Here is a 24,926-nt window from a genome sequence, read left to right on the forward strand (position 1 = left end):
TCAGCCCGCGCCGGCGATCAGCATGGCGTTGATGCGGTCGCCCGAGGCGGCGGCCGAGAGTTTGGCGAAGCTGCCATCCCTGATGATCGCCTCCATCTGCTCGGCGATCGCTGCATGGGTGACGCGCGCGATCATCGAGCCGAGCGAGATGCGGCGCACGCCGATCGCGGCGAAGTCAGGCACCGTGAGCGCGCGCAAGGGCCCGGCGGCCAGCGCATTGACGGGGATGGACACGGCGCCGACGACGCGGCGCAGTTCCGCCTCGCCCGGCGGCACCGGCACATAGACGAGATCGGCACCCGCCTTCTCGAAAGCCTGGATGCGGCGGATCGCTTCGTCGAGATCGTAGACGCCGTTCATCACGCCATCGGCGCGGGCACACAGGATGAAGGGCCGGCCGAGCGAGCGGGCGGCGTCCGCAGCGGCGCGGATGCGTTCGACGGCAAGCTCGAACGCGTAGGCCGGGTTGCCCTCCACCATCTGCGTGTCCTCGATGGAGCAGCCGGACAGGCCGACTTCAGCCGCAAGCCGGATCGTCTCGGCGACATCGTCAGGGGCATCGGCGAAGCCGTTCTCGAAATCGCCCGATACCGGCAGCGGCGTAGCGCGCACGATCTCCTCGGCATGCCTGAGCGATTCCTCGCGACTGACGCGGCCCATATCCGGCCGGCCGAGCGTGAAGGCAAAGCCCGCCGAGGTCGTGGCGAGCGCCACGGCGCCGGATGCCGCCATCAAACGCGCAGAGCCGATATCCCAGGGATTGGGGATGACGAAGCAGCCCGACTGGTGAAGATCGTGGAAACGGCGATGACGGTCGGCAAGGCTGGTCACGCGCGCACTCTCTCGGCTTTCGGATCGTAGAGCGGCACGAGCGAGGCTTCCGCCTCAACCCGCACGCCCGCGATCTCGACTTCATAACGGGAGGCGAGCATATCGGCTTCGCTCTCGCCTGCACAGGGCACATAGCCCATGCCGATGGCGCCGCCGAGATAGTGACCGTAATTGCCCGACGTGATGGTCGAGACGATCCTGCTGTCACGCACCAGCGCCTCGTTGTGGAAGAGCAGCGGCTCGGGATCCGTCAGGCGGAACTGCACCATGCGGCGCTTCAGGCCCTCCTCCTGCTTGCGCAGAACCGAATCGCGGCCGATGAACTCGCCCTTCTTCGTGCGCACCGCAAAGCCGAGACCGGCTTCCAGCACATGGTCCTCGTCGGTGATATCGTGGCCGAAATGGCGGAATGCCTTTTCGATGCGACACGAATCCAGCGTGTGCAGGCCGCAAAGTTTCAGGCCGACATCCGCGCCCGCTTCCTCCAGCGCCTCGAAGACATGGGCGGTCTGGTCGGTGGAGACATAGAGCTCCCAGCCAAGCTCGCCGACATAGGTGACGCGGTGCGCGCGGGCGAGACCCATGCCGATCTCGATCTCCCGCGCGGTGGCGAAGGGGTGTGCGGCATTGGAAAAGTCGTTCGGGCTGACCTTCTGCATGAGATCACGCGCCTTCGGCCCCATGACGCAGAGCACGCTCTCGGCGGCCGTGACATCGGTGATGACGACGAACTCGTCCTGCAGATGCTTGCGCAGCCAGGCGAGGTCGCGCTGCAAGGTGGCGCCGGGCACGACAAGGAAAAAGGCTGTCTCCGAAAGGCGCGTCACCGTCAGGTCGCTCTCGATGCCGCCGCGGGCGTTCAGCATCTGGGTATAGACGATCCTGCCGGGGGCGACATCCATCTGGTTGGCGCAGAGTTTCTGGAGGAAAGCCAGCGCATCGCGGCCCTCGACGCGGATCTTGCCGAAGGAGGTCATGTCGAACAGGCCGACGCCGTTGCGGACCGCCAGGTGTTCTTCCTTCTGATTCTCGAACCAGTTCTGCCGCTTCCAGGAATAGCGGTATTCACGCTCCTGGCCCTCTTTCGCGAACCAGTTGGCGCGCTCCCACCCGGCGACCTCGCCGAAGACGGCGCCGCGGGCCTTCAGATGTTCGTGGATGGGCGAACGGCGAACGCCGCGGGCGGTCGCCATCTGGCGATAGGGGAAGTGGTCGGCATAGAGCAGGCCGAGCGTTTCGGAAACGCGATCCTTGAGATAGGCACGGTTCTTCTGGAACGGCTGGGCGCGGCGGATATCGACCTCCCAGAGATCGAAGGGCGGCTCGCCGTCGTTCATCCACTGCGCCAGCGCCATACCGGCGCCGCCGGAGGAGACGATGCCGATGGAATTGTAACCGGCCGCGACCCAGTAGCCCTTCAGCTGCGGGGCCTCGCCGAGATAGTAGCGGTCGTCGGGCGTAAAGCTTTCCGGACCGTTGAAGAAGGTGTGGATGCCTGCCGTCTCCAGCATCGGCATGCGGTTGATGGCGTTTTCGAGGATCGGCTGGAAGTGATCGAAATCCTCCGGCAACTGGTCGAAGCAGAAGTCCTCCGAAATGCCGTCCATGCCCCAGGGCTTGGCCTTCAGCTCGAAGGCGCCGATCAGCATCTTGCCGGCATCTTCCTTGTAATAGGTGCACTCGTCCGGCACGCGCAGCACCGGCAGGCGCTGGAGGTTGGGGATCGGCTCGGTGACGATGTAGAAGTGCTCGCAGGCATGCAGCGGCAGGGTGACGCCGGACATATCGGCGAGCGTGCGGCCCCACATTCCGGCGGCATTGACGACGTTTTCAGTCTCGATGGTGAACGTCTCGCCGTTCTGCTCGCAGGTGACGCCCGTCACGCGGCCGTCCCTGGTCTCGACGGACGTGACCTTGACGCCTTCGAAAACCGTCGCCCCGTTCTGCCGCGCGCCCTTGGCCAGCGCCATGGCGATATTGGCCGGATCGCACTGGCCGTCGAGCGGCAGGTGCACGGCCGCCTTGATATCCGCCGTGTTGAGGTGCGGATACATCGCCTTCACCTCGTCGACGGTGATCTCGCGCACATCGACATCGAAGGCGCGGGCGAGCGAGGCCTGGCGGTAGATCTCTTCCCTGCGCTCGTCCGTCAGCGCCACCGTCATGGAGCCGCACTGGCGCATGCCGGTGCCGATGCCGGTCTCGGCTTCGAGCTTGGTGTAGAGATCGGCCGAATATTTGGCGAGCCGCGTCATGTTCTGCGAGGCGCGCAGCTGGCCGATGAGGCCGGCGGCATGCCACGTCGTGCCCGATGTCAGCTGCTTGCGCTCCAGAAGCACCACATCCGTCCAGCCGAGCTTGGCCAGGTGATAGGCGACCGAGCAGCCGGAGACACCGCCGCCGATGATGACGGCGCGCGCCTTGGAGGGAATGGCTTTGCTCATGCACGCAGTCTTTCATTGTTGGGATCGAAGAGCGGCCCGTCGGGCTGGACCGTTGCCTTGAAGCGATCGCCGTAGATTTCCACCTCGATTTCGGTGCCGGCTATAGCGAGGTCGGCGCGCAGCATGCCGAGCGCGATGGATTTGCCGACACGGTAACCCCAGTTGCCGGACGTGGTCTCGCCAACCACCTGTCCGCCATGCCAGAGCGTCGACATGTAGGGCGCGTCGCAGTCGCCGGCCTCCACCGTCAACAGCACGAAACGCTTGGTGACGCCCTGCTGCTTCTCGCGCTCCAGCGCCGCCTTGCCCTTGAAATCGGGCTTCGCCCAATCGACGAAGCGATCGAGGCCGCCTTGCAGAACGGTGTAATCGGTCGAAAGATCGCCCTTCCAGGCGCGGTAGCCCTTCTCGATGCGCAGGCTGTCCAGCGCCTCCATGCCGAAGGGTTTGAGACCGTGCTTCCGGCCCGCTTCCCACACCGCGTCGAAGATGGCGGCGGTATCCTCGATCTTCGTGTGGATTTCCCAGCCGAGCTCGCCGGCAAAGGAGACGCGCACCAGCTGGCACCAGCGGCCGGCGATCTGGCAGCTCTGATGCGTCAGCCAGCCCTTGGAAAGATCGGCGTCCGAAACGCCTGCAAGGATGGCGCGGGAATTGGGGCCCGACAGGATCTGACAGGAGAAGGCGTCGGTCACGTCGTCTATGGTGAAGGCGGCATCGTCGGGCAGATGCTTTTGCAGCCATTCGAGATCGTGCCACTGGGCGGTCGCAGCCGTGATGAGGAAGAAGAAATCCTCCGCCAGCATCATGACCGACATTTCCGTGACGATGCGACCCTTGTCGTCGGCGAAATAGGCAAGGCCGATGCGACCGGGCTTCGGCAGCTTGCCGGTGGTAAGCGTGGAAAGCCAGGCCGTCGCCCCCTCGCCCTTGACGCGGAAGCGCGAGAAACCGGGAAGATCGAGAATGCCGGCGGCCTCGCTGACGGCGCGGCACTCCTCCTCGATGCGCGGCCGCCATGGCCCCTCGCGGTTCCAGGTCTGCGTCGATTCCTCCGATGTGTCGTCGCCGGGCTGGGCGTACCACATGGCGCGTTCCCAACCGTTATAGGGCTTGAACTGCGCGCCGAGCGCCGCGATGCGATCGTGGATCGGCGACAATTTTTGGTCGCGCCCAGCCGGCCACGCATGCTTGGGAAAGTGCATGGCATATTCGTGGCCGTAGACTTCCATGCCCTTGGCGATGCAGTAGTCCTTGTCGGCCGCGAAGCTGGTGTAGCGGCGCGGATCGCACGACCACATGTCCCACTCCGTCTCGCCTTCCGTCACCCACTCGGCCAGCACCTTGCCCGCGCCGCCGGCCTGGCAGATGCCGAAGGTGAAGACGCAGGCCTCGTAGGCGTTCGGCACGCCGGGCATGGGGCCGATCAGCGGATTGCCATCGGGCGCATAGGGAATGGGACCGTTGATCATGCGCGACAGGCCGGCCGTGCCGAGGATCGGCACGCGTTCGACGGCATCGTTGAGATACCATTCCAGCCGGTCGAGATCGTCGGGGAAGAGCTGGAAGGAGAAATCGTCCGGCATCGGATCGTCCGGCGTCACCCAATGCGCCTTGCAGTTGCGCTCATAGGGGCCCAGATTCATGCCCGTCTTCTCCTGCCGGAGATAGTAGGAACTATCGACGTCGCGCAGCAGCGGCAGCTTGTGGCCGGCGTCCTTCGACCAGGCCGCAAGCTCGGGAATTTCCTCGAACAGGATATATTGATGGCTCATCACCATCATCGGCACGTCGCGGCCGAACCACTTTCCGACCTCGCGGGCATAATAACCGGCAGCGTTGACGACCTTCTCGCAGCGGATTTCGCCCTGCGGCGTGGAGATCACCCATTCGTCGCCGTCCCGGCGCGCGCCGGTGGCGGGACAGAAGCGGAAGATCTTCGCGCCCATGTCGCGTGCGCCCTTGGCGAGCGCCTGCGTCAGCTGCGCGGGGTCGATGTCGCCGTCATAGGGATCGTAAAGCGCGCCGGTCAGGTCGTGCGTTTCGAGGAAGGGATATTTTCCCCGCATCTCGTCGGGCGTGAGGATATCGAGGTCCATGCCCTGATAGCGCCCCATGCCGACGACGCGCTTGAACTCCTGCAAGCGCTCCTTCGAATGGCCAAGCCGGATGGAGCCGGTGACGTGGTAGTTCATGGGATAATCGACCAGATCGCCAAGCTCGCGATAGAGCGAAGCGGAATAGCGCTGCATGTTCATGATCGACCAGGAGGACGAGAAGGTCGGCACGTTGCCGGCGGCATGCCAGGTGGAGCCGGCGGTCAGCTCGTTCTTTTCGAGCAGCACGCAATCCGTCCAGCCGGCCCTGGCCAGATGGTAGAGCGCGGACGCCCCGACGGCGCCTCCACCGATGATGACGACGCGGGCATGGGTTGGCAGTGCGGACATTCTCGTTCCCCTTCTTTGCGCTTGATTTTTGGCAATCAAAGCGAAGGGCGGCAACCCGGCGGATTTTGCTTTATTAATCGAAAGCACCGATTACATTTCCCCGAAACATTCGGGAAAAGACGGCGCCTTCATGCAAATCGTTCTGATCGAGACATTCTTGGACCTGATGGAAACCCGCAACTTCAACCGAACGGCGGAGCGGCTGAACGTCACGCAATCCACGGTCACGCATCGCATCAATGCGCTGGAGGCGCTCTTCGCGCGCAAGCTCTTTGCCCGAAACAAGGGCGGAACGCAGCCGACGGCCGCGGGCCTGCGCTTTCTCGACCATGCGAAAGCCCTGCAACATCAATGGCATGAGGCAACACGCGCGGTGGAGACGGCCGGCGCCTACGAGCGCTCCATGCGCATCGGCCTGCAGCACGATCTTGCCGCCCATTACGCCGGCGACTGGCTGTCTGCGGTGCGCCGCGAACTGCCGGCCACCTCCATCTATCTCGAGGTGGATTATTCCAGCCAGATGAACCGCGACCTCGGTGCGGGCGACCTCGACCTCGCCATTCTCTTCACCCCGCACTACCTGCCCGACCTGCACTATGAGCGCATCGGCGACATGCATTACGAGATGGTGAGCAACCGGGTGCGCCGCATCGAAGACGTGCGGCCGAACGATTACATCCAGGCCGTCTATTCCCCTGCCTTCGACCGGATGCACCGGCAGGCCTATCCCGATCTCTCGACGGCGCCGATCGCCAGCGGCGAGACCACGGCGATCCTCGCCCTGATGCAAAAGCTCGGCGGCTCCGCCTTCGTGACGCGGGCCGATGCCGAACGGCTGGTGCGCGCCGGCACGGTGCAGCGTGTGGAGGGCGCCGAGCCCATCCTCCAGCCGGTCTATGCCGCGGTGAACGTGCGCACCCGCCATGCACACCAGCACCGGCGTATCATCTCCATCCTTCAGGCGCTTCTTGCCGCATGAAGCATTGAAACTGCTTCACGCGCTGCCTATTAACGGCAAATCAGATCCGACGAAGGAGTTCCCATGGCCGCCCGCGACCGCTATTCGCGCAAACTCGAATGCGCCATGTGCGGCCATTCCGGCTATGCGGAAGTGTCGGAAGACGACATGCCGACGCGCAAGGACCCCGATTTCAGGGTGGACGAACTGCCGCGCGGTTTCATGACGGAGCGGGCATCGAAATATCCCGACAAGCACATGATCCGCTGCCGCTGCGGCCACGTCTTCAAGTTCCAGCAGAAGACGGTCTATGCGGAGGGCGGCGAGCCGCGGCGCTGACGCCTGGCTATCCGCGACCGACGAAGGGCATGTTGGTCGCCATGACGGTCATGTTAAGCACATTGGCATCGAGCGGCAGGCTCGCCATGTAGATCACCGCGTCGGCGACGTGCTTGACCGACATGGTCGGCTCGCTCACCGTCTCGCCATTGGGCTGCAAGACGCCGGCGCTCATGCGCGCCGTCATGTCGGTGGCGGCATTGCCGATATCGATCTGGCCGCAGGCGATGTCGTATTTGCGCCCGTCGAGCGCCGTGGATTTGGTGAGGCCGGCAATGGCGTGCTTGGTCGCCGTATAGGGCGCCGAGTTCGGCCGGGGCGTGGTGGCGGAGATCGAGCCGTTGTTGATGATACGCCCGCCGCGCGGGCTCTGGTCCTTCATCAGGCGGAACGCCTGCTGCGTGCAGAGAAACGCGCCGGTGAGATTGGCGGCGAGAATGGTCGTCCATTCCTCGAAGGGAATGTCCTCCAGAAGTGCGGGCGAGACATTGGAGCCGGCATTGTTGACGAGCAGGTCGAGCCGCCCGAAATCCTGCTTCACCTCGGTAAAGGTCGCCCTGACCTGCACGGGATCACCGACATCGCAGACGATCGCCCGCACGGCATGGCCGGTCTCCGCGCCGATCTCCGCCGCCGCCTTTTCCAGCACGGCCGCGCGCCGGCCGGTGATGATCACGGCATAGCCCTCCGCGCTCAGCCCGCGCGCGATGGCAAGGCCGATCCCCGTGCCGCCGCCCGTGACCAGCGCGACCCTGCCCCCGCCCGTGCTGCCCCAGTCCGTCATATCCGTTCTCCCCGCAATCGCCGTGCTCGATGCGCGAACACCTAGCGCAGGGCGATGGGAAAGTCATCGCGGGACATGACGGACGTAGGCGGCCGGCACGGGATCAGGAATGGAGGTGAACGCGCTCGTGGCGTTCACGCCGCGCCACAAGATCCTGTTCTATATAGATTTTTCGCGCTTCATCGATGGCTGCCGCGAAGGTTTCGCTGATGACGCGGATACTGTTTTCAGAAATCAGAGGGAGTGCCCCGCCGCTCTCTGCCGCATGCAGTTTGCAAAGCGCGCTGGCAAGCAGGCGCGCATAGTCTTCCGGTTTGCGTCCCATGTTCCCCACCATTTTTGATTATGAAAACAGAAAACCACAAAATATGGCACAAAGCCACATTTTTCTCACATGAGACGCGAAAATATCTCACAGGGCCGCGCCGGCGCTCCAGGAGAGAACGCCGGGAAACGAGGATGTTCGAAAAGAAAACAGAACCGGGCAAACCGGGCATCAATCCGGGACGGGAAACACGATCTCCGCCTGGAAGCCGTCCGACCGGCCCGGTGCGGGCGAGGACAGAACGAGGCTGGCGCGCATCTGCGACAGAAGCCGCTCGGCAATGGAAAGTCCGAGCCCCGAGCCGGCGGCAAGCGTCTTGCCGCGCGAAAAGCGCTTGCGCAGGGCCGCAAGCTCCGTGGCGCTCATGGCTGGCGCTGCGTTGACGATGCGCACATTGCCGGTCGGCGCGATGTGGATATCGACCGGTTCGCCGTCGCGTCCGTGCAGAAGCGCGTTTTCCACGAGATTGCGCAACACGATGGCGAAGGTGTCGGCATTGCCGGCGCGCAGGAGAGCGGCCGAAACATTGCCGTGCAGGCGGATGCGCGTGGCGTCTTCGGAAGCGCGCTGGAAATCGGTGACGACGAGATTGACGACATCGGCGACGTCGAACGTGGCTTCGGTCACGCCGACGCCGGCCTCGGCGCGGGCGAGCTGCAACAGCTTCTCGGTGAGCTTCGTCAGCCTTTGCAGCGCAGCCTCGATCTGGCGGGCACGGGTCTGCGCGGGGCCGTCCTTCAGTTCGGAGAGGAGGAGCTGCGTCTGGGCGAGCGCGCCGGCAAGCGGCGTGCGCAGTTCATGCGCGCTGTTGGAGGTGAATTCGCGCTCGGCGTCGATGACGGCGCGCAGGCGGGCGAGCAACAGGTTGACCGAGCGCTGGATCGGCTTCAGCTCACGCGGAAGCGTCACCTCCTCGATAGGCGCGAGGTTGCCGCCGTCCTTCTCGCCGATCGCCGCGCGCAGCGCCTCCACCGGCGACAGCACGCGCCGCACGACGAACCATACGGCCAGAAGCGTAACCGGAACGATGAGCAACACCGGCAGGAGAAGCGCTAGCGAGCCCTCCATCACCGCCTCCTGCCGCTCGTCTGCGGAATAGACCACCTGCACGAAGATCGTGCCATCCTCATCCGAGGCGGTATAGACGCGCCCGTCCCTGCCCTCGGAGAACCCCGTCTCCAGCGGCGCGTCGAACGGCTTTTCGGCCGCGGCATGGGAGTGGAGCAGCACGTTTCCGGCACCGTCGCGGACCTGATAGGTCAGGTTGCCCTCGCCCGGCTCGGCCGGCAGCGAGCCCCGACGCAGCGCCGCACCCGCCTTCGCCTGGGCCAGAAGATCGTCCAGCGCGAGCGGCACGAGCCGTTCGGCCGTCTCCTGCAGGACACCGTCGAAGATCTCGCCGAATTCCTCGCGCATGACGAAGGCGCCGAAGGCCACGGCGACCAGCCAGAGAAGGGTGATGGTGCCGGCGATCCACAGCATGAGCTGGCCGGCAAGGCTGTTGATCCCCCTCATCGGCCGAGCCTGTAACCGATGCCGCGCAGCGTCTCGACGCAATCCTTGCCGAGCTTCTTGCGCAGCCGGCTGACATAGACCTCGACCGTATTGCTCTCGATCTCCGAACCGAAGGCATAGAGCGCTTCCTCGATCTGCCCCTTGGAGACGATCGCCTCCGGGCGCGCCGCAAGGCGCGCGAGCACGGCCCATTCGCGGCTCGAGAGATCGATGGCTTCGCCTTCGCGCAGCACGCGTCGGTCGGCGAGCTGGATCGTCAGCGGCCCGGCCGCCACGACCGGCACGGCGGCGCCCGAATAGCGCCGTGTGACGGCCAGCATGCGCGCGCCGAGCTCGCCGAGATTGAACGGCTTGACGAGATAATCGTCCGCGCCGCTGTTCAGCCCCTCGATGCGGTCGGAGATCTGGTCATGCGCGGTGAGGATGATGATCGGCATGGTCGCGCCTGCGCGGCGCAGCGCCGTCAGCAGCGACAGCCCGCTGCCGTCGGGCAGCCTGAGATCGAGCAGGAGGAGATCGTAGGCCACGGCGTCCGCCGCAGACCGCGCATCCTCCAGCGTCTGCATCCAGTCCACCGCGTGGCCGAGGCCGGCGACGTAATCACGCACCGCCTCGCCCAGAACGGCATCGTCTTCGATCAGCAGAACCCTCAAGCGCCGCGCTCTCCGTCTGTGAGCGGCGCGTTTTCGCCCGCCTTCCGAATCCGGAGAATACATGGATGCGGCGCACCTCGCCATCGCCTCCGTTTCAGCTGATGGCGCCGGAGCGCCGGCACGCCGACATGAGGTCGAGCGCGGTGTCGCGCACCTTGGTCTGCACCCGCATCATGCCGAGCACCGTGTGGAACAGGTTGTCGTGCGACTGCGGCCTTTCCGTCTCCGCCTTGAGGCAATCCGCGGAATAGGCGGCCTTCTCGTCCTTGCCGAGCCACAGCACGAACGGCACATGGGTCTGCTGGCTGGGCGCGATCATGTAGGGCGTGCCGTGCAGATAGAGGCCGAGTTCACCGAGCGATTCGCCGTGGTCCGACATGTAGATCATGGAGACGTCGAGGCGATCCTCCTGCCCGCGCAGCTTGTCGATGACGGTCGACAGGATATGGTCCGTATAGGCGATGGAATTGTCATAGGCATTGACGATCTCGTCGCGGCTGCATTCGGAGAAATCGGCGGCCCGGCACTCGGGCGTGAAGCGGCGGAATTCCTCCGGATAACGCTGGTAATAGGCCGGCCCGTGGCTGCCGATCTGGTGCAGCACGAGAACCGTGTCCGACTTCACCGACCCGATGAACGCATCGAGATTGTCAAGCAGCACCTGATCGCGGCACTCCTCGCCGGAGCACAGGCCGGGAATGCCGCTCTTGAACAGTTCCAGCTCCTTGATGCGGCTGGCGATCTGCTTGCTGCCGGTGTTGTTGTCCCACCATTCGACATTGACGCCGGCATGGCCGAGCACGTCGACGAGGTTCTGCGTCTCCAGCCCCTTGCGATGGGTGTATTCCGCCCGCGTATAGACCGAGAACATGCAGGGCAGCGAAACGGCGGTCGCCGTGCCGCAGCTCGATGTCTGCGGGAAGTAAAGGATATCCTGTTTGGCAAGCTCGGGATTGGTGTTGCGGCCATATCCGCCAAGCGAGAAATTCTCCGCGCGCGCCGTTTCGCCGGCGACCACGATCATCAGGCGCGGCTTGCGTTCGGCAAGCGGGCTGTCGGCGACACGGGCGTCCTCGCCCAGCGGGGCGGCCACGATGTTGCTGTCGCTCGTCTCGCCGGCGGCATACTGGATGGCCGTGACGAGCGGCACGAAGGGATTGAGCGTCTCGAACCAGTCGTGATGGGCGCGAACGGTGGCGGCATAGATGCGGCCGTGCGACAGGCCGGCGACGAGCGCGATGACGAGAGCCGGCGCGATGACGGCGAGGTTGCCGCGCACCTTCGCAAGGAAGGTCCTGTGCCGCACCCGGACCCAGATCAGGAGAATCGACGGAAGGACGCCGTAGACGAACATGTGCAGCAGGAAGCCCGGCGTGACGAGGTGGCCCGCCTCCGAGCTGTTGGTCTGCGCGGCGTTGCGGATCATCTCGATGTCGATGACGACGCCGAAGCGGTCCATGAACCACGCGCCGGACGCCGCGCCGAGAATAAGCAGGATGAAGACCGGCTTCATCGCATATTTTACCGAAACGGCGACGCAGAACGCGATGTAGAGGCAGGTGATGCCGATGGCGATGGAGGCGAAGGTTGTCGGTCGACCTTGCAGATAGAGCCAGCCCTTGGACCAGAAGCTCCAGTTCGTCAGGGCCAGCAGGTAAAGCGCCGTCAGAATGCTGACGGTGACGCTTCCCAATTCGGGCCGCCACAGGGTGAAGCGGCCGCTTCCTTCGCGCATGGTCTATCCTTTCACGTCCATCCGGCGAAGGCGCATGCGCGCTCCGCCATCCTGACGCCTTCCCTGCCCATGCAAGCTGACAGACGGCTGAACGAATGCAGCCCCGCCCATTCAGCCCTCTGTCAGGTTGAGCGGGAAGAAGGGGCGCGTGCAGATATGAGGTGATGCGTGAAATCGAGGTTCTTGCTGCCAGGGGCGCTTTTCATCACGACACTGGTCGTGCTCGTCCTGATCATACCGCTCGCGCAGGGTCCATCCCTGCGCTCGCATGACGAGGCGCTGCGGCAGGCCTTCGGAACAGGGACCGACTGAGGCCGGTCCCTCCCTTTATTTCGCAAACAGCTTGAAGCGGAGCGGACGGAAGCGGATCGACGTGCCATTGGCCGCCTGCGCATCCAGCGGCACCTCGATCTCGACATGGAGCGGGCCGTCCGCCCCGCCGATATCTAGATCCGCGATGCGCGTGCCGGCGAGCCGCCGGGAGGTCACGACGCGCCCTTCCAGCGCGGGCGCGGACGGATCGGTGACGACGGCCACGTCCTGCGGGCGGAAGAACAGCGTCGCCTCGCCGCTCGCAATATCGCCCTCACGCGTGGCAGCCCCGATCTCGTTGCCCCGGAAACGCACCGAGCCGTCGGCAATGCTGACCGGCAGGCTCGCACTGTCGCCGATGAAGGAGAAGACGAAGGGCGAATTTGGCCGGTCGTAGACATCATCGGAGGAGCCGACCTGCTCGATCTTGCCCTGGCTCATAACCACGACACGGTCGGCCAGCTCCAGCGCTTCCTCCTGGTCATGGGTGACGAAGACGGTGGTGTGGCCGGTGCGATCATGGAATTCGCGCAGCCAGCGGCGCAGCTCCTTGCGCACCTTGGCATCGAGCGCGCCGAACGGCTCGTCGAGCAGCAGCACGCGCGGCTCGATCGCCATCGCGCGGGCCAGCGCCACGCGCTGGCGCTGGCCGCCGGACAGCTGGTTGGGATAGCGTTTCTCAAGCCCCGAAAGCTGCACCATCTCCAGAAGCTCGCTGGCGCGGCGGCGGATTTCCGCCTTGGGCGGCCGCTCGCCGCGCGGGCGCACCGTCAGCCCGAAGGCGATGTTGTCGGCCACCGTCATGTGGCGGAACAGGGCGTAATGCTGGAACACGAAGCCGATATTGCGCTCCTGCACGGTCTTGTGCGAGGCATCCTCGTCGCCGAAATGGATGCTGCCTAGGGTGGGCTGCTCAAGGCCGGCGATGAGGCGCAGCAAGGTGGTCTTGCCGGAGCCGGACGGCCCCAGAAGCGCGATCAGCTCGCCGGAGCGTATGTCGAGCGAGACATCGTGCAGCGCCGGGTAGCGGTCGAATTCCTTGCGAAGGTTTTTTACACTGACGTCCATTGCGGGCGTGCCTTTCAGATCAATGCTTGCGGCCGGCGGCGATTTCCGCGCCGTAGTGAAGTTCGAGCGCCGTCTTGACGATCAGCGTGACGAGCGCGAGTGCGGCGAGCAGCGACGCCACCGCGAAGGCGGCGACGAAATTGTACTCGTTGTAGAGGATCTCCACATGCAGCGGCATCGTGTTGGTGAGGCCGCGGATATGGCCCGAAACCACCGAGACCGCACCGAACTCGCCCATCGCGCGCGCATTGCAGAGCAGCACGCCGTAGAGCAGGCCCCACTTGATGTTGGGCAGCGTGACATACCAGAAGGTCTGCCAGCCGCTCGCGCCGAGCGACAATGCCGCCTCCTCGTCGCCCGTGCCCTGCTCCTGCATGAGCGGAATAAGCTCGCGCGCCACGAAGGGGAAGGTGACGAAAATGGTGGCGAGCACGATGCCCGGCACCGCGAAGAGGATTTCGATGCCGTGGCTCTTCAGCCAGGGCCCGAGCACGCTGCCCGCGCCGAACAGCAGAACATAGACGAGGCCGGAAATGACCGGCGAGACCGAGAAGGGAAGATCGATCAGCGTCGTCAGGAACGCCTTGCCCTTGAACTCGAACTTGGCGATGGCCCAGGCCGCCGCCACGCCGAACACCAGGTTGAGCGGCACGGCGATGACGGCCACCAGCAGCGTCAGCCGGATGGCGGCCAGCGTATCCGGATCGCCGAAGGCCGCCAGGAACTCCGCGGTGCCCTTGCGGAACGCCTCGATGAACACGGCCACCAGCGGCAACAGCAGGAAGAGCGTCAGGAAGAGGAAGGCCAGCGCCATCAGCGTATAGCGGGCGGCGGGCGCCTCCGTCGTGGGCGAGCGCAGGCGGCGGGAAGACTTATGCGCCATGACCGTATCTCCTGCGGCTCCACGCCTGGATGAGGTTGATGACCAGCAGCATGGCGAAGGACAGCGCAAGCATGATCGTGGCGATGGCGGTCGCTGCCGCGTAGCTGAACTCCTCCAGCCGGATGACGATGAGCAGCGGCGCGATTTCCGACACATAGGGAATGTTGCCGGCAATGAAGATGACGGAGCCGTATTCGCCGACGCCGCGCGCGAAGGCGAGCGCGAAACCCGTGAGGATGGCCGGCGCCAGGCCCGGCAGCAATACGCGGAACACCGTCTGGAAACGGTTGGCGCCGAGCGTCGCCGCGGCTTCTTCAATCTCGCTGTCGATCTCTTCCATGACCGGCTGCACCGTGCGCACCACGAAGGGCAGGCCGATGAACACCAGCGCGATCACGATGCCCGTCGGGTTGAAGGCCGCCTTGATGCCGACGACGTTGAGGATCTGGCCGATCCAGCCGTTCGGCGCGTAGAGCGCGGCGAGCGCGATGCCGGCAACCGCCGTGGGCAGCGCGAAGGGCAGGTCCACGACCGCATCGACGATGCGCCGGCCGGGGAACTCGTAGCGCACGATGACCCAGGCGACGATGACGCCGAAGACCACATTGACGATGGCCGCGATGAAGGCCGTGCCGAAGGAGACCTTCAGCGCATTGACCGTGCGGGGATCGGAAAGGATGCCGAGGAATTCAGCACCCGACAGGGACGCCGAACGCCAGACGAGGCCGGCAAGCGGAATAAGGATGATGAGCGTGAGATAGGCGAGCGAAAAACCGAGCGTCAGTCCGAAACCCGGAATGACGCTCGGTTGTCTCAGTCGCCACCGCCCGGAAGCAGCAGCAGTCGTCGTCAAGGTTCTCAGTTCCCCGGCTTGTAGATCTGGTCGAAGACGCCGCCATCGCCGAAGTGCTCTGGCTGCGCCTTGGCCCATCCGCCGAAGATCGGGTCGTCGATGGTGACCAGCTTAATCTCGGGAAGCTGTTGCAGCAACTCCGGCTTCACCACGTCGCGCTTGGACGGGCGATAGAAGTGCTTGGCCGCAATGTTCTGGCCTTCCTCGGAATAGAGGTAGTTCAGATAGGCCTCGGCCTGCTTGCGCGTGCCCTTGGCATCCACATTGCCGTCGACCACGGCGACCGGCGGCTCCGCGAGGATCGAGATCGGCGGGGCGACGATGTCGAAGGCGTCAGCGCCGAATTCGGCACCGGCCAGATAGGCCTCGTTTTCCCAGGCGAGCAGAACGTCGCCGATCTGGCGCTGGGCGAAGGTCGTCAGCGCGCCGCGCGCACCCGTGTCGAGAACCGGCGCCCGCTTGTAGAGGTCGGCGATATAGGCCTTGATTTTGTCCTGGTCGCCGCCGAATTCCTCATTCGCCCAAGCCCAGGCGGCGAGGTAGTTCCAGCGCGCGCCGCCCGAGGTCTTCGGGTTCGGCGTCACGATCTGCACGTCACCCTTCACCAGGTCGCCCCAGTTCTTGATGCCCTTGGGATTGCCCTTGCGCACCAGGAAGACGATCGTGGAGGTATAGGGCGAAGAATTGTTGGGCAGGCGCGTGCGCCAGTCCTTGTTGATCTTGCCGGTCTTTTCCACGATGGCGTTGATGTCGCTCTCGAGCGCCAGCGTCACGACATCGGCCTCCAGGCCGTCGATCACCGCGCGGGCCTGCTTGCCCGAACCGCCATGCGACTGCTGGATGGTGACATCCTCGCCGGTCTCGGCCTTCCAGTGCTTGGCGAAAGCCTCGTTGTAATCCTTGTAGAGTTCGCGGGTCGGATCGTAGGACACATTGAGCAGCGTCGTCTGCGCCCATGTCGCCGTGACGCTGCCAAAGGCCAGCCCGACACCCAGGAGCAAGGCCCCTACCCGTTTCACCAAAATAGACATGTCCAACCTCCTGTGCGTTTCCGCCAAAAGCCTAGGGAATTACTAGAGTTAGTCAACAATGCTCGACACGTTTGCAAAACCGGTTCCCTTTCAGCCGGGATAGGGCAAAAGCCGCATCGCGAAAGACCCGGCATATGGAACAGACAACGGGGACAAGCCTACTTTCGCGAGCATATTCGTTCACGCGAAATCACCCTGAAGGGGCCTTACACGGCGTCCGTTCAGCGAAAAATCCGGCCCACTGCGCCTAACGCGGCGGGCAACGGCGCCGCTCGGCAGCGGTCGGGGCCCGTCACGACGACACGGTTCATGCGGCAATCCTCCGGTCCGATTGCGGCCGAATCGCGATGTGGCGCGACAGCCTTTCGCCGTCCGGCCACGCGCCCGGTATCCGCCCGCGATTTTGCGGCGGACGCCTGGAACAATCGCTGCCCCAACCGGTTGAAAGGGCACGCAACCTTGTTTGGGCACGATGGCAAATGCAGGAACAGTCTAAACTCTTTCCCGATCACCGGCGGCTTTCGGGAGAACGCTACACACTCGACAGTTTTCGAACGGCCTACGGGCTGTCGCACAAGGAAGCCGAACGGCTTTTCGAAAAGTTCGGCCCGTCCAAGCGGGAGCTCGATCTGCTGATGCGCGCGCGGCAGGACCCGAGGCAGTTCCTCAACTTCTGAGCCGCAACAGGATCGGTGGAGCAGGTCAGGCAGCGGCGCTCTCCGCCGCCGCCCGTCTTGCTCGATGCCTACCAGAGCTGGTGCACGTGCGGCGCAATCCGCTCGCGATAGAGCGCACGCAGCGCGTCCATCGTCTCGGCCGGCAGCGCCGCCACGTCGCTCGCCGCACTGTTGGCCTTCGCCTGGGCGGCATTCTTCGCGCCCGGAATGACCACGCTCACCGCCTCCTCCATGAGGATCCAGCGCAATGCGAACTGCGCCATCGTGACATTGTCCGGCACCAGCTTGCGCACCGCCTCGACGGCGTCCAGCGCAACATCATAGGGCACGCCCGAGAAGGTCTCGCCCTTGTCGAAGGCTTCGCCGTTCCGGTTGAAGGCGCGGTGGTCGTCGGCTGCGAACTGCGTGGCGGCGTTCATCTTGCCCGTCAGCAGGCCGGAAGCGAGCGGCACGCGCACGATGACGGCCACGTCCTTCGCCTTCGCCTCGCGGAAAAACAGGCCGGCCGGGCGCTGGCGGAAGATGTTGTAGATGATCTGCACCGAGACGACGCCGGGATATTCGATCGCCTTCAGCGCTTCCTCGACCTTCTCGACCGAGACGCCGTAATTGCGGATCTTGCCCGCCTGTATGAGGTCGTCGAGGATGCCGAACACCTCGGGTCGGTAATAGACCTCGGTCGGCGGGCAATGCAGCTGCACGAGATCGAGGCAATCCGTCGAAAGGTTCTGCAGCGAACGGTCGATAAAGGCGGTCAGGTTCTTGCGGTTATACTCGTCCGCGACATGGGGCACGGCGCGACGCCCGGCCTTGGTCGCCACATAGGGCCGCTCGCCGCCGCGCGCCTTCAGCACGTCCGCGATGATGCGCTCCGAGCGGCCGTCGCCATAAACGTCGGCCGTATCGATGAAGGTCGTGCCGGCATCGAGCGCCGCATGCAACGCGCCCCGTGCCTCTTCCTCCGAAACGTCCCCCCAGGCGCCACCGATGGCCCAGGCCCCGAAGCCGATCTCCGAGACCACACGGCCCGTGCGCCCGAACTGTCTATCCTTCATGCAATGCTCTCCTCATGACATCGGCCTGCCGGCCGCTGTCGGCACCTTATCGCATAAACCAATGGGTTCCACTGCCCGGCCATCCTTTTTAGCGCAGCGAGTGCAGGCGTCGGATAAGCGGCCGGGGCGGAGTGACCTCCCCGGCCGCTGCTGGTCCGGCTTCCCTGTGTCGGGGCATGGGCGGTTCGCCGCAACCCCCGTCTTCAAGCAGTGGGAACGGTGCCACCGTCGATCACGTGCTCCGTCCCGGTTATGGACGATGCACGGTCCGAGGCAAGGAAGGCGATCAGGTCGGCGACCTCTTCGGGTGCGGCCGGCCTTCCCAGCGGGATGCCGCCAAGGGTGTTCATGATCACCTGAACGGCTTCGTCATAGCTGATGCCCGCTTCCTCGGCTATGCGAAGAGCCAGACCATTGGAGCCCGGATCGGCGATCCAGCCGGGAGAAACCCGCACGACGCGGACGCCCTTCGGCGAAACCTCTTTCGAGATGCTTTTGCTATAGGTGTTGAGAGCTCCCTTGGCCGAAGCGTAACCCGTCGTCGCCTGCGGCAGAGGCAGCCGGTTCTGGATCGATGTCACATGGATGACGACGCCGTGTCCCTGCGCGATCATTCCGGGAAGGAGCGCGCGATCCAACCGGACCGCCGGGAAGAAATTGAGGTTGAACTCCTTGTCCCACTCCTCGTCGCTCAGCGAGGCAAGGCCACCTGAAGGCGCGGACGAACCGCCCAGCACGTTCACGAGGATGTCGAGCCCGCCAAGCTCCCGAGCCACGGCATCGACGACTGTTCGAACACCGTCCTTGGTCGTGAGGTCGGCTTCGACGAATGCCGCACCGGAGAAGTTCTCCGGCTTCGAACGAGCGGTGGTCAGCACGCGCGCGCCGAGTTCCTTGAACAGCGCCACGGTTGCCGCGCCCGCTCCCGAGGTGCCCCCGGTGATGAGGGCCCTGCGGCCCTCCAGGGAAAGAAAATCGCTCATACGGTGATCTCCAGTTCCGATACCTTGTCGCCGGCGAGGACGAAGAAGAACCGCAAGTCGATCGGGCTGCCGGGGAAGCTGCCGGCGACGTGGGCGGTGACCTGGGTCTTTCCGTTTTCGGTGCCGATGAAGAAGGGCTCCACCGTGTAGGTGTAAAGCTGCCCGGCTTCGACCATCCACTCCCGGATGGCATCGCGTCCGCGATGGGTCTTGCCCTTGTCCTTGACGACGCCGGCCTCGGTGAACGTGGCCGCTATCGCATCCGGATCGCCTGTCCTGTCCGCATCGAAGTAGTCCTCGATGGCCTTCGGTAGTTTGATCGTCATTCGTTTCTCCAGTCCTGGCTGAGCCTCTCGGCTGCGGTTTCGACCTCCGTCCGGGATCGACTGGCTCAAAGGTAGATCACGCTCATTGACAGAATAAGCGGGACAAAGGAGGATGAGACGTTGCGAAAAGAGGGACAATGACCCGATCCGTTCTTGCCGAACTCGATGCCGTTCTCAGCATCGCCCGCCTGGGTTCGTTTCGGGCCGCCGCCCTGGATCTCGGCCTATCCACAACGGCTCTCAGCAATTCCATCGCAAAGCTGGAGCAGCGCCTTGGCATCCGCCTCTTCAACCGAACGACCAGAAGCGTCTCGCTGACAGAGGCGGGGAAGACATTCGTCGAACGGGTCGGTCCGGCGATGACCGACATTCACGACGCCATGCTGGCGGCCCAGTCGCTTCAGGAGGTTCCGACCGGGACACTGCGCATCAATGCGTTCGCCACGGCAGCCCGGGAGGTGATGGAGCCGCTTATCCTCTCGTTCCTGCAGCGCCATCCCCAGGTGCATATCGACCTGGTCACGGAGGGGCGGCTGATCGACATCGTCGCGGCCGGGTTCGACCTCGGACTGCGGCCCGCCGACCTGGTGCCGAACGACATGATCGCCGTGCCGCTGGGATTGAAGCGCAGCAATGCGGTCGTGGCGTCCCCCGCGTTCCTGCGCACGCACGGTGCACCGACCGTTCCCGCGGACCTGTACCGGTTTCGCTGCATCCGGGCGCGCCTGCCGAACAACGCCTTGTTCCGATGGAGATTTGAAAAGGATGGGGAAGCCGTCCAGATCGATGTGCAGGGCGCGATCACCCTCGACGAGCCAAGCCTCGTCAGGATCGCGGCCCAGAACGGGATCGGCCTTGGATATATGATGGAGGCGGACGTGCGCGAGGACATTGCAGCCGGGCGGCTTGTCCGCGTCCTTGAGGACTGGACCCCGGCCCTCGCGCCTCTGGCCCTTTACTATCCCGGAAGGAAGAATCCGCCGGCTGCTTTCACGGCCTTCATCAAGTCAGCGCGGGATTTCGCGAATGGCAGACAAGATCAACTAGGTTCTTGACCGGTGTCCTGATCAGGACGTGCTGAAAGACGATATCCCTCTGGAAGCGCATGGCGGTCTGAGCTCCCTTGGCTGGCACGAGAATGTGCGGTAGAAAACCCCATGATCAAGACCGCGAGTATTCCCTGCATCTAGCTCCCGCTGAACGCGAGGAGCCTCGACGCGAACCCTACAGGTTCCGCGTCTCGCATCCGCTTGCCTGGGCACGCGGAAACGAAGATTCATATGCAGAGATACACAGATGGAAAACTTTTTCGAAAGCCCCTTTCGAGGCGTGACGCTCGACAAGCAGGTCACCAATCCCAACCTGATCGTCGGACGGTACAGCTACTATTCCGGCTACTACCACGGTCACAGCTTCGATGACTGCGCACGCTTTCTCCTGCCTGACGAGGGTGCGGACAAGCTGATCATCGGAAGCTTCTGCTCGATCGGTTCCGGCGCAGCCTTCATCATGGCGGGCAACCAGGGCCACCGAAACGAATGGATCAGCACCTTCCCCTTCTTCTTCATGTCGGAGGTGGCGGCATTCGAAGGCGCGGCGAATGGTTATCTTCCCGCCGGGGACACCGTTATCGGCAACGATGTCTGGATCGGCTCCGAAGCGATCATCATGCCCGGCGTCACGGTCGGCGACGGTGCGGTGATCGGGACACGGGCCCTCGTGACGAAGGACGTGGAACCCTACGCCATCGTGGGAGGAAATCCGGCCAAGGTGATCCGAAAGCGTTTTACCGAACGGGAGATCGCACTGCTCCTGGAGATGCGGTGGTGGGCGTGGCCGGAGGGCCGCCTGAAGGACGCGATGCCCATCATGACCAGCGAGCGGATCGATGATCTTCACCGGTACTGGCTTTCGGTACGATAAAACCGGCGACAGCCATCGCTTTTCAGATTGCCTGTCAGCTCTCGACCACCGGCAACAACCGGTGGTCCCTCTCCGCCATCAGCGGGCGGAGGCGTTATGAGGCCGCGCGTACGCCGCCACCCGCATTGACGGCATGGCGTCTGGCGAACCGGCCCGGGGAGCAGCCTAGCCGCTTGCTGAACGCCGTGCTGAACGCGCTGGCAGATTCGTAACCTATTTCATCCGCGATCCTGTCGAGCGACTTTGCGCCGCTCAGCAGTGCCTGCTTGGCGATAGCGATGCGCCAGCGCGCGAGATATTCAATCGGCGCGCAACCGACAACCTCGTTGAATCGCGCGGCGAAACCCGATCTCGACATGCCGGCTATTCCTGCGAGTTCGGCGACCGTCCACCGCGTGCGGACATCCTCGTGGATGGCGCGCAGGGCACGGGCCATGGCGGGATCGCGCAGCCCGTTCAACAGGTTCGCCGATGCCGCGGTGTTGCCGCCGACGTCCCACCGCAGCGCCTCGACCAGCAGCATTTCCAGCAGGCGCTGGATAACCAGTTCCTTGCCCGGATGATCAGCCATGCACTCCTCGGACAAGAGTTCGATCATGCGGCCGAACCGCGTCCCCCGCCCCGCCGAAGCAGGGATAAAAATCGCATCGGGCAGCAGTGTGAGCAGCAGCTGCGCGTTGACGCTCTCAATCGAAAAGCTCCCGCCCAGCGCCGCGAAGTCGGGCTCACCGTCCTGCTCGCCATGGCGGACAGCTTCCGCCAGAGGTTCGGCTGGAATGCAGGCGACGCCGGGTTCACTGCACAGGGAGAACGCCGGCGTCGTCGGCAAAAGCAGAAAGTCGCCTTCGCCAAGGCGAAGCGGCTCCCGGTCGCCCAACGCGACCCAGGCTTCCCCGGTGAGGACGAGCGTGAAGCCGGGCGCGTCGTAGGCCCTGTAACGAACGCCCCATCGGCCGCGCCCGGAGATGGGCTTCGCGATCGCGGCCCTGGGCCGCAGGAGAGCGACGATATCACTGAGCGGGTCCATTTGGACGATCCATAAAATTTCCTGGACGTAGAATTATAGATCGTCTTACCCCGATTGTCTATTCCTGTCTCACCGAAACCAAGGAGACCGACATGACGAAGACCATCCTCATTACCGGCACATCATCCGGCTACGGCAAGGCCACCGCCGAACACTTCCTGTCCCGCGGGTGGAATGTCCTGGCGACCATGCGGCGCCCGGACCCGTCGCTTTTTGCGGCGAACGAACGGCTGCGCGTGCTGCCGCTCGATGTGACATGCCCCGACAGCATCGCCAGCCTTTTCGAATCCGCCGGTCCAATCGACGTTCTCGTGAACAATGCCGGGCTTGGCGGTGTGGGGGCATTCGAGGCGATGCCGATGTCCCTCATCCGGCAGCTCATCGAGACCAACACGATCGGCGTCATGGCCATGTGCCAGGCGGTCATCCCGCAGATGCGCGAGCGCCGGGCCGGCACCATCATCAACGTCACGTCGAGCGTCGCTTTGGGCGAATTCCCGCTCGCGGCGGCCTATACCGCAACGAAACAGGCCATCGAAGGCTTCTCGGCTTCGCTTGCGCATGAGCTCGGTTATTTCGGCGTGCGGGTGAAGCTCGTCGAACCCGGCTATGCGCCGACCACCCGGTTCGGGGCGAATGCCATCGTTCCCGTCTCGGACCTCCTTCCCGGCGGCTACGCAGATTTCGCCTGGCCGATCCTCGAGGCATTCGCCAATCCGTCCCTGACCACGACGGAAAACGATGTTGCAGAAGCGATCTGGCAGGCCGTCCACGAGACCGGCAACCGGCTTCGATTCCCCGCAGGAGCCGACGCCGTCGCACTGGCCCAGGCGCGCTGACGGAGGAAGCCGCGGACTGCCGGGCGTTCTTCCGTCTCTACGGGCAAGGTGACTGAGGTGGGAATAGTGGGTCCTGGTGAGGCCGCGCAATGGCGGAAGGTTTTCCGTCATCTGCTGGACATGCGAAGGGCGCTCGACCCTTAACAGAGGGGAGCGCCCTTCGAACCCGGACAGCCACGAACGCGCGACGTCGTCGTCACAGCAGGCGGCCATCAATCGGGGTGTGATCCGTAGATGCGAACCCGATGGCCCGATTTCAAGGTCACATAGTCTTCGCCGTTGTGTCGAACCATTCACGATGACGCTGTTCGTCATGAAGCGCCTTCAGGAAGAAGGCTTTCGATTGCGGGATGGCGTCTTCATGTCGTGAGGCCCGCTCATATGCGGTGACCGTGTCGTCTTCGTTGGTCTTCATCGCCTTCAAAATGGCGGCGTCGCCCATCAGGTCGGCAAGCGCGATCTTGCCGGTCGTGAGCATCTGCTTCATGTCGCCTTCGGTGGGCGCTTCCGTTCCGACTTCGCGGGCGATCTCGTTGAGCACCTGCAGATGCTGGAGGTGATCGTCACGGAATTCGGCGACCTGGGCGCTCAAGTGCCTATCGTCGAGGCGTTCGATGACGGAATCGTACGCGGCGATGGCATCGTGTTCGAGGTAGATGAGGTTCGTGACGAGCTTGTCGATCGTCGATTCATTGCCAACCATGGTGACCATTGAATTCTCCTAGTCTTGAAACAGTAGGATGCGAACCGAGACGACGGCGATAAGTTCCCAGGAATTGCAGGGTTCGCAAAATGGGCTCAATTGCGCTTGCAGAAGGCCTGCGGAATGGCGAACTCGATCCCCGCCCGGTGAGAGAGGCGCGGACCGTCCTGTGGTTTTCATCGTGAAGAGAAGAAATGGTGGGCCCGGAGGGACTCGAACCCCCAACCAAGCGGTTATGAGCCGCCGGCTCTAACCATTGAGCTACAGGCCCTTCCCGGCCGTGTGGGCGGGGGTACGTCGGTCAATGGCGGCCGACGGTGTTAACCGTCTAGACGAAATAGTCTTTTCTCACAAGCACTGCCGTAATCTCTACACAATGAACGACGATGAACACGGCAAGGGACACAATCATCAGGAGATATTCGCGCATGTTCCATGCAATCACCGGCCGTCGCACGGCCGCCAACCTGTTCGCCCTTTCGCTTGCCGCCGCCACCGCGCTCCCGCTCGCCGCACAGGCCCAGGACGCCGCCGCCGCGAAGCCACGCGAGGCGACCATCATCGTAACCGGTGAAGGCAGCGCGGAAGTGGCCCCTGACATGGCCGTGGTCGATCTCGGCGTCGTCAAGGACGCCAAGACGGCGCGCGAGGCACTCGATGCCAACAACAAGGCGATGGCCGAGATTCTCGCCGCGCTGAAGGAAGCCGGCATCGAGGAACGCGACGTGCAGACCTCCGGCTTCATGATCAATCCGCAGTACCAGTATCCGCAGAGCTCGACGGGCGAAAACCCGCCGCCGGTGCTCATTGGCTTCCAGGTCACCAACACGGTGACGTTGCGCGTGCGCGACCTGTCCAAGCTCGGCGAGATCGTCGACAAGACCGTGACGCTCGGCGCCAACCAGGGCAGCGGCATCCGCTTCGTCAACGACAAGCCGGAAGCGACCGTGAGCGCCGCCCGCAAGAAGGCCGTCGAGAACGCCGTCGCCAAGGCGAAGGAACTGACGGAAGCCGCCGGCGTCGGCCTTGGCCGCGTGATCGAGATTTCCGAAACGTCCTACCGCGCCGAGGCGATGCCGATCGCCCGCACCATGGCCAAGGATTTCGCCGCCGCTGGCGCCGTGCCGATCGCGGCCGGCGAAAACAGCTACTCGGTGACCGTCAACGTGACCTTCGCGCTGAACAACTGAGGCCTCGCCGCCTCGCAGATAGGAC

Annotated in this window: 25 protein-coding genes and 1 tRNA gene; 8 read left to right on the forward strand and 18 right to left on the reverse strand. The window is 64.2% G+C overall.

Translation table 11 applies throughout. The features are described from left to right. Genes K6301_RS09695 through K6301_RS09705 form a run of 3 tightly spaced genes read right to left on the reverse strand, consistent with a single transcriptional unit; the run spans position 1 to position 5,722 of the window. A complete protein-coding gene (locus K6301_RS09695; RefSeq protein ID WP_247216477.1) occupies positions 1-831 on the reverse strand; it encodes an isocitrate lyase/PEP mutase family protein in 831 nt (276 codons plus the stop codon). After that, positions 828-3,275 (reverse strand): GcvT family protein, encoded by a 2,448-nt coding sequence (locus K6301_RS09700; RefSeq protein ID WP_247216479.1) that lies wholly within the window; start codon positions 3,273-3,275, stop codon positions 828-830. The genes K6301_RS09695 and K6301_RS09700 overlap by 4 nt, the downstream gene beginning before the upstream one ends. Continuing rightward, entirely contained in the window at positions 3,272-5,722 is a 2,451-nt protein-coding gene (locus K6301_RS09705) for a GcvT family protein (protein WP_247216481.1), read from the reverse strand. The genes K6301_RS09700 and K6301_RS09705 overlap by 4 nt, the downstream gene beginning before the upstream one ends. Before the next feature lie 130 nt (positions 5,723-5,852). On the opposite strand from K6301_RS09705, the gene K6301_RS09710 reads away from it, so the two are divergent. Both K6301_RS09710 and K6301_RS09715 read left to right on the forward strand, forming a co-directional pair. After that, positions 5,853-6,701: a LysR family transcriptional regulator gene (locus K6301_RS09710; RefSeq protein ID WP_247216483.1), complete on the forward strand. Its 849-nt coding sequence runs from the start codon at positions 5,853-5,855 to the stop codon at positions 6,699-6,701. Positions 6,702-6,764: 63 nt separating this feature from the next. Next, on the forward strand, positions 6,765-7,019 hold the full coding sequence (locus tag K6301_RS09715; RefSeq protein WP_247216485.1) for a hypothetical protein: 255 nt from the start codon (positions 6,765-6,767) through the stop codon (positions 7,017-7,019). 7 nt (positions 7,020-7,026) lie between these two features. Here the strand turns inward: K6301_RS09715 and K6301_RS09720 are convergent, their stop codons facing one another. The 5 genes from K6301_RS09720 to K6301_RS09740 form a co-directional block, all read right to left on the reverse strand. Further along, a complete protein-coding gene (locus K6301_RS09720) occupies positions 7,027-7,803 on the reverse strand; it encodes an SDR family oxidoreductase (RefSeq protein WP_247216487.1) in 777 nt (258 codons plus the stop codon). A gap of 103 nt (positions 7,804-7,906) precedes the next feature. After that, on the reverse strand, positions 7,907-8,128 hold the full coding sequence (locus tag K6301_RS09725; RefSeq protein WP_247216489.1) for a hypothetical protein: 222 nt from the start codon (positions 8,126-8,128) through the stop codon (positions 7,907-7,909). A 171-nt stretch (positions 8,129-8,299) separates the two neighbouring features. After that, complete coding sequence (locus K6301_RS09730) at positions 8,300-9,643, reverse strand: histidine kinase dimerization/phospho-acceptor domain-containing protein (protein WP_247216491.1); 1,344 nt, start codon at positions 9,641-9,643, stop codon at positions 8,300-8,302. Next, positions 9,640-10,296 carry a response regulator gene (locus K6301_RS09735; protein ID WP_160869610.1) on the reverse strand — a complete coding sequence of 219 codons (657 nt, stop codon included), beginning with the start codon at positions 10,294-10,296 and terminating at the stop codon, positions 9,640-9,642. The genes K6301_RS09730 and K6301_RS09735 overlap by 4 nt, the downstream gene beginning before the upstream one ends. 94 nt (positions 10,297-10,390) lie before the next feature. Then, complete coding sequence (locus K6301_RS09740; protein WP_247216493.1) at positions 10,391-12,031, reverse strand: phosphoethanolamine transferase; 1,641 nt, start codon at positions 12,029-12,031, stop codon at positions 10,391-10,393. A gap of 168 nt (positions 12,032-12,199) precedes the next feature. Here K6301_RS09740 and K6301_RS09745 point away from each other — a divergent pair, with 168 nt between their 5' ends. Beyond that, complete coding sequence (locus K6301_RS09745) at positions 12,200-12,343, forward strand: hypothetical protein (protein ID WP_160869614.1); 144 nt, start codon at positions 12,200-12,202, stop codon at positions 12,341-12,343. 15 nt (positions 12,344-12,358) lie between these two features. On the opposite strand, the gene K6301_RS09750 is transcribed toward K6301_RS09745, so the two are convergent. The 4 genes from K6301_RS09750 to K6301_RS09765 are packed head-to-tail and all read right to left on the reverse strand — an operon-like array spanning position 12,359 to position 16,178. After that, positions 12,359-13,411, reverse strand: a complete 1,053-nt coding sequence (locus K6301_RS09750) for a sulfate/molybdate ABC transporter ATP-binding protein (RefSeq protein ID WP_247216495.1) — start codon at positions 13,409-13,411, stop codon at positions 12,359-12,361. Between the two features lie 19 nt (positions 13,412-13,430). After that, positions 13,431-14,294 carry a sulfate ABC transporter permease subunit CysW gene (cysW, locus tag K6301_RS09755; protein WP_134647197.1) on the reverse strand — a complete coding sequence of 288 codons (864 nt, stop codon included), beginning with the start codon at positions 14,292-14,294 and terminating at the stop codon, positions 13,431-13,433. After that, the gene (cysT, locus tag K6301_RS09760) at positions 14,284-15,147 is read right to left on the reverse strand and encodes a sulfate ABC transporter permease subunit CysT (protein ID WP_247216497.1); all 864 of its coding nucleotides are present in this window, start codon (positions 15,145-15,147) and stop codon (positions 14,284-14,286) included. The genes cysW and cysT overlap by 11 nt, the downstream gene beginning before the upstream one ends. A 5-nt stretch (positions 15,148-15,152) precedes the next feature. Beyond that, on the reverse strand, positions 15,153-16,178 hold the full coding sequence (locus K6301_RS09765) for a sulfate ABC transporter substrate-binding protein (protein WP_247216499.1): 1,026 nt from the start codon (positions 16,176-16,178) through the stop codon (positions 15,153-15,155). A 479-nt stretch (positions 16,179-16,657) separates the two neighbouring features. Between K6301_RS09765 and K6301_RS09770 the strand changes: the two genes are divergently transcribed. Next, a complete protein-coding gene (locus K6301_RS09770; protein ID WP_247216501.1) occupies positions 16,658-16,855 on the forward strand; it encodes a hypothetical protein in 198 nt (65 codons plus the stop codon). 68 nt (positions 16,856-16,923) lie between these two features. On the opposite strand, the gene K6301_RS09775 is transcribed toward K6301_RS09770, so the two are convergent. From K6301_RS09775 to K6301_RS09785, 3 genes are all read right to left on the reverse strand, one after another. Beyond that, a complete protein-coding gene (locus tag K6301_RS09775) occupies positions 16,924-17,910 on the reverse strand; it encodes an aldo/keto reductase (RefSeq protein WP_247216503.1) in 987 nt (328 codons plus the stop codon). 203 nt (positions 17,911-18,113) lie between these two features. Continuing rightward, positions 18,114-18,893, reverse strand: a complete 780-nt coding sequence (locus tag K6301_RS09780) for an SDR family oxidoreductase (protein ID WP_247216505.1) — start codon at positions 18,891-18,893, stop codon at positions 18,114-18,116. Beyond that, the gene (locus K6301_RS09785) at positions 18,890-19,219 is read right to left on the reverse strand and encodes a nuclear transport factor 2 family protein (protein ID WP_247216507.1); all 330 of its coding nucleotides are present in this window, start codon (positions 19,217-19,219) and stop codon (positions 18,890-18,892) included. Before K6301_RS09785 ends, K6301_RS09780 begins: the two co-directional genes overlap by 4 nt. Before the next feature lie 137 nt (positions 19,220-19,356). Between K6301_RS09785 and K6301_RS09790 the strand changes: the two genes are divergently transcribed. Next, entirely contained in the window at positions 19,357-20,274 is a 918-nt protein-coding gene (locus tag K6301_RS09790) for a LysR family transcriptional regulator (RefSeq protein ID WP_247216509.1), read from the forward strand. Positions 20,275-20,515: 241 nt separating this feature from the next. Next, positions 20,516-21,142: a type B chloramphenicol O-acetyltransferase gene (catB, locus tag K6301_RS09795; protein WP_247216511.1), complete on the forward strand. Its 627-nt coding sequence runs from the start codon at positions 20,516-20,518 to the stop codon at positions 21,140-21,142. A 94-nt stretch (positions 21,143-21,236) separates the two neighbouring features. Here catB and K6301_RS09800 read toward each other — a convergent pair whose 3' ends face one another. Beyond that, positions 21,237-22,169, reverse strand: coding sequence for an AraC family transcriptional regulator (locus K6301_RS09800; RefSeq protein ID WP_247216513.1), 933 nt, complete (start codon positions 22,167-22,169; stop codon positions 21,237-21,239). Positions 22,170-22,261: 92 nt separating this feature from the next. Between K6301_RS09800 and K6301_RS09805 the strand changes: the two genes are divergently transcribed. Then, the gene (locus K6301_RS09805) at positions 22,262-23,008 is read left to right on the forward strand and encodes an SDR family oxidoreductase (protein ID WP_247216515.1); all 747 of its coding nucleotides are present in this window, start codon (positions 22,262-22,264) and stop codon (positions 23,006-23,008) included. A 262-nt stretch (positions 23,009-23,270) separates the two neighbouring features. Here K6301_RS09805 and K6301_RS09810 read toward each other — a convergent pair whose 3' ends face one another. Then, entirely contained in the window at positions 23,271-23,720 is a 450-nt protein-coding gene (locus tag K6301_RS09810) for a DUF2383 domain-containing protein (RefSeq protein ID WP_247216517.1), read from the reverse strand. 186 nt (positions 23,721-23,906) lie between these two features. Then, positions 23,907-23,982 (reverse strand) — tRNA-Ile (locus K6301_RS09815). Between the two features lie 157 nt (positions 23,983-24,139). On the opposite strand from K6301_RS09815, the gene K6301_RS09820 reads away from it, so the two are divergent. Beyond that, a complete protein-coding gene (locus tag K6301_RS09820) occupies positions 24,140-24,901 on the forward strand; it encodes an SIMPL domain-containing protein (protein WP_247216519.1) in 762 nt (253 codons plus the stop codon). Positions 24,902-24,926: the final 25 nt, after the last annotated feature.

The organism is Shinella oryzae, from assembly GCF_023038235.1.
Taxonomy (GTDB): domain Bacteria; phylum Pseudomonadota; class Alphaproteobacteria; order Rhizobiales; family Rhizobiaceae; genus Shinella; species Shinella sumterensis.

Bases quoted from the DNA above. Each gene is read 5' to 3' on its own strand.
- K6301_RS09700 (WP_247216479.1), bottom strand. From the start codon at position 3,275: ATGAGCAAAGCCATTCCCTCCAAGGCGCGCGCCGTCATCATCGGCGGC.
- K6301_RS09705 (WP_247216481.1), bottom strand. From the start codon at position 5,722: ATGTCCGCACTGCCAACCCATGCCCGCGTCGTCATCATCGGTGGAGGC.
- K6301_RS09710 (WP_247216483.1), top strand. From the start codon at position 5,853: ATGCAAATCGTTCTGATCGAGACATTCTTGGACCTGATGGAAACCCGC.
- K6301_RS09715 (WP_247216485.1), top strand. From the start codon at position 6,765: ATGGCCGCCCGCGACCGCTATTCGCGCAAACTCGAATGCGCCATGTGC.
- K6301_RS09720 (WP_247216487.1), bottom strand. From the start codon at position 7,803: ATGACGGACTGGGGCAGCACGGGCGGGGGCAGGGTCGCGCTGGTCACG.
- K6301_RS09725 (WP_247216489.1), bottom strand. From the start codon at position 8,128: ATGGGACGCAAACCGGAAGACTATGCGCGCCTGCTTGCCAGCGCGCTT.
- K6301_RS09730 (WP_247216491.1), bottom strand. From the start codon at position 9,643: ATGAGGGGGATCAACAGCCTTGCCGGCCAGCTCATGCTGTGGATCGCC.
- K6301_RS09740 (WP_247216493.1), bottom strand. From the start codon at position 12,031: ATGCGCGAAGGAAGCGGCCGCTTCACCCTGTGGCGGCCCGAATTGGGA.
- K6301_RS09750 (WP_247216495.1), bottom strand. From the start codon at position 13,411: ATGGACGTCAGTGTAAAAAACCTTCGCAAGGAATTCGACCGCTACCCG.
- cysW (WP_134647197.1), bottom strand. From the start codon at position 14,294: ATGGCGCATAAGTCTTCCCGCCGCCTGCGCTCGCCCACGACGGAGGCG.
- K6301_RS09765 (WP_247216499.1), bottom strand. From the start codon at position 16,178: ATGTCTATTTTGGTGAAACGGGTAGGGGCCTTGCTCCTGGGTGTCGGG.
- K6301_RS09770 (WP_247216501.1), top strand. From the start codon at position 16,658: ATGCAGGAACAGTCTAAACTCTTTCCCGATCACCGGCGGCTTTCGGGA.
- K6301_RS09775 (WP_247216503.1), bottom strand. From the start codon at position 17,910: ATGAAGGATAGACAGTTCGGGCGCACGGGCCGTGTGGTCTCGGAGATC.
- K6301_RS09780 (WP_247216505.1), bottom strand. From the start codon at position 18,893: ATGAGCGATTTTCTTTCCCTGGAGGGCCGCAGGGCCCTCATCACCGGG.
- K6301_RS09785 (WP_247216507.1), bottom strand. From the start codon at position 19,219: ATGACGATCAAACTACCGAAGGCCATCGAGGACTACTTCGATGCGGAC.
- K6301_RS09790 (WP_247216509.1), top strand. From the start codon at position 19,357: ATGACCCGATCCGTTCTTGCCGAACTCGATGCCGTTCTCAGCATCGCC.
- catB (WP_247216511.1), top strand. From the start codon at position 20,516: ATGGAAAACTTTTTCGAAAGCCCCTTTCGAGGCGTGACGCTCGACAAG.
- K6301_RS09800 (WP_247216513.1), bottom strand. From the start codon at position 22,169: ATGGACCCGCTCAGTGATATCGTCGCTCTCCTGCGGCCCAGGGCCGCG.
- K6301_RS09805 (WP_247216515.1), top strand. From the start codon at position 22,262: ATGACGAAGACCATCCTCATTACCGGCACATCATCCGGCTACGGCAAG.
- K6301_RS09810 (WP_247216517.1), bottom strand. From the start codon at position 23,720: ATGGTCACCATGGTTGGCAATGAATCGACGATCGACAAGCTCGTCACG.
- K6301_RS09820 (WP_247216519.1), top strand. From the start codon at position 24,140: ATGTTCCATGCAATCACCGGCCGTCGCACGGCCGCCAACCTGTTCGCC.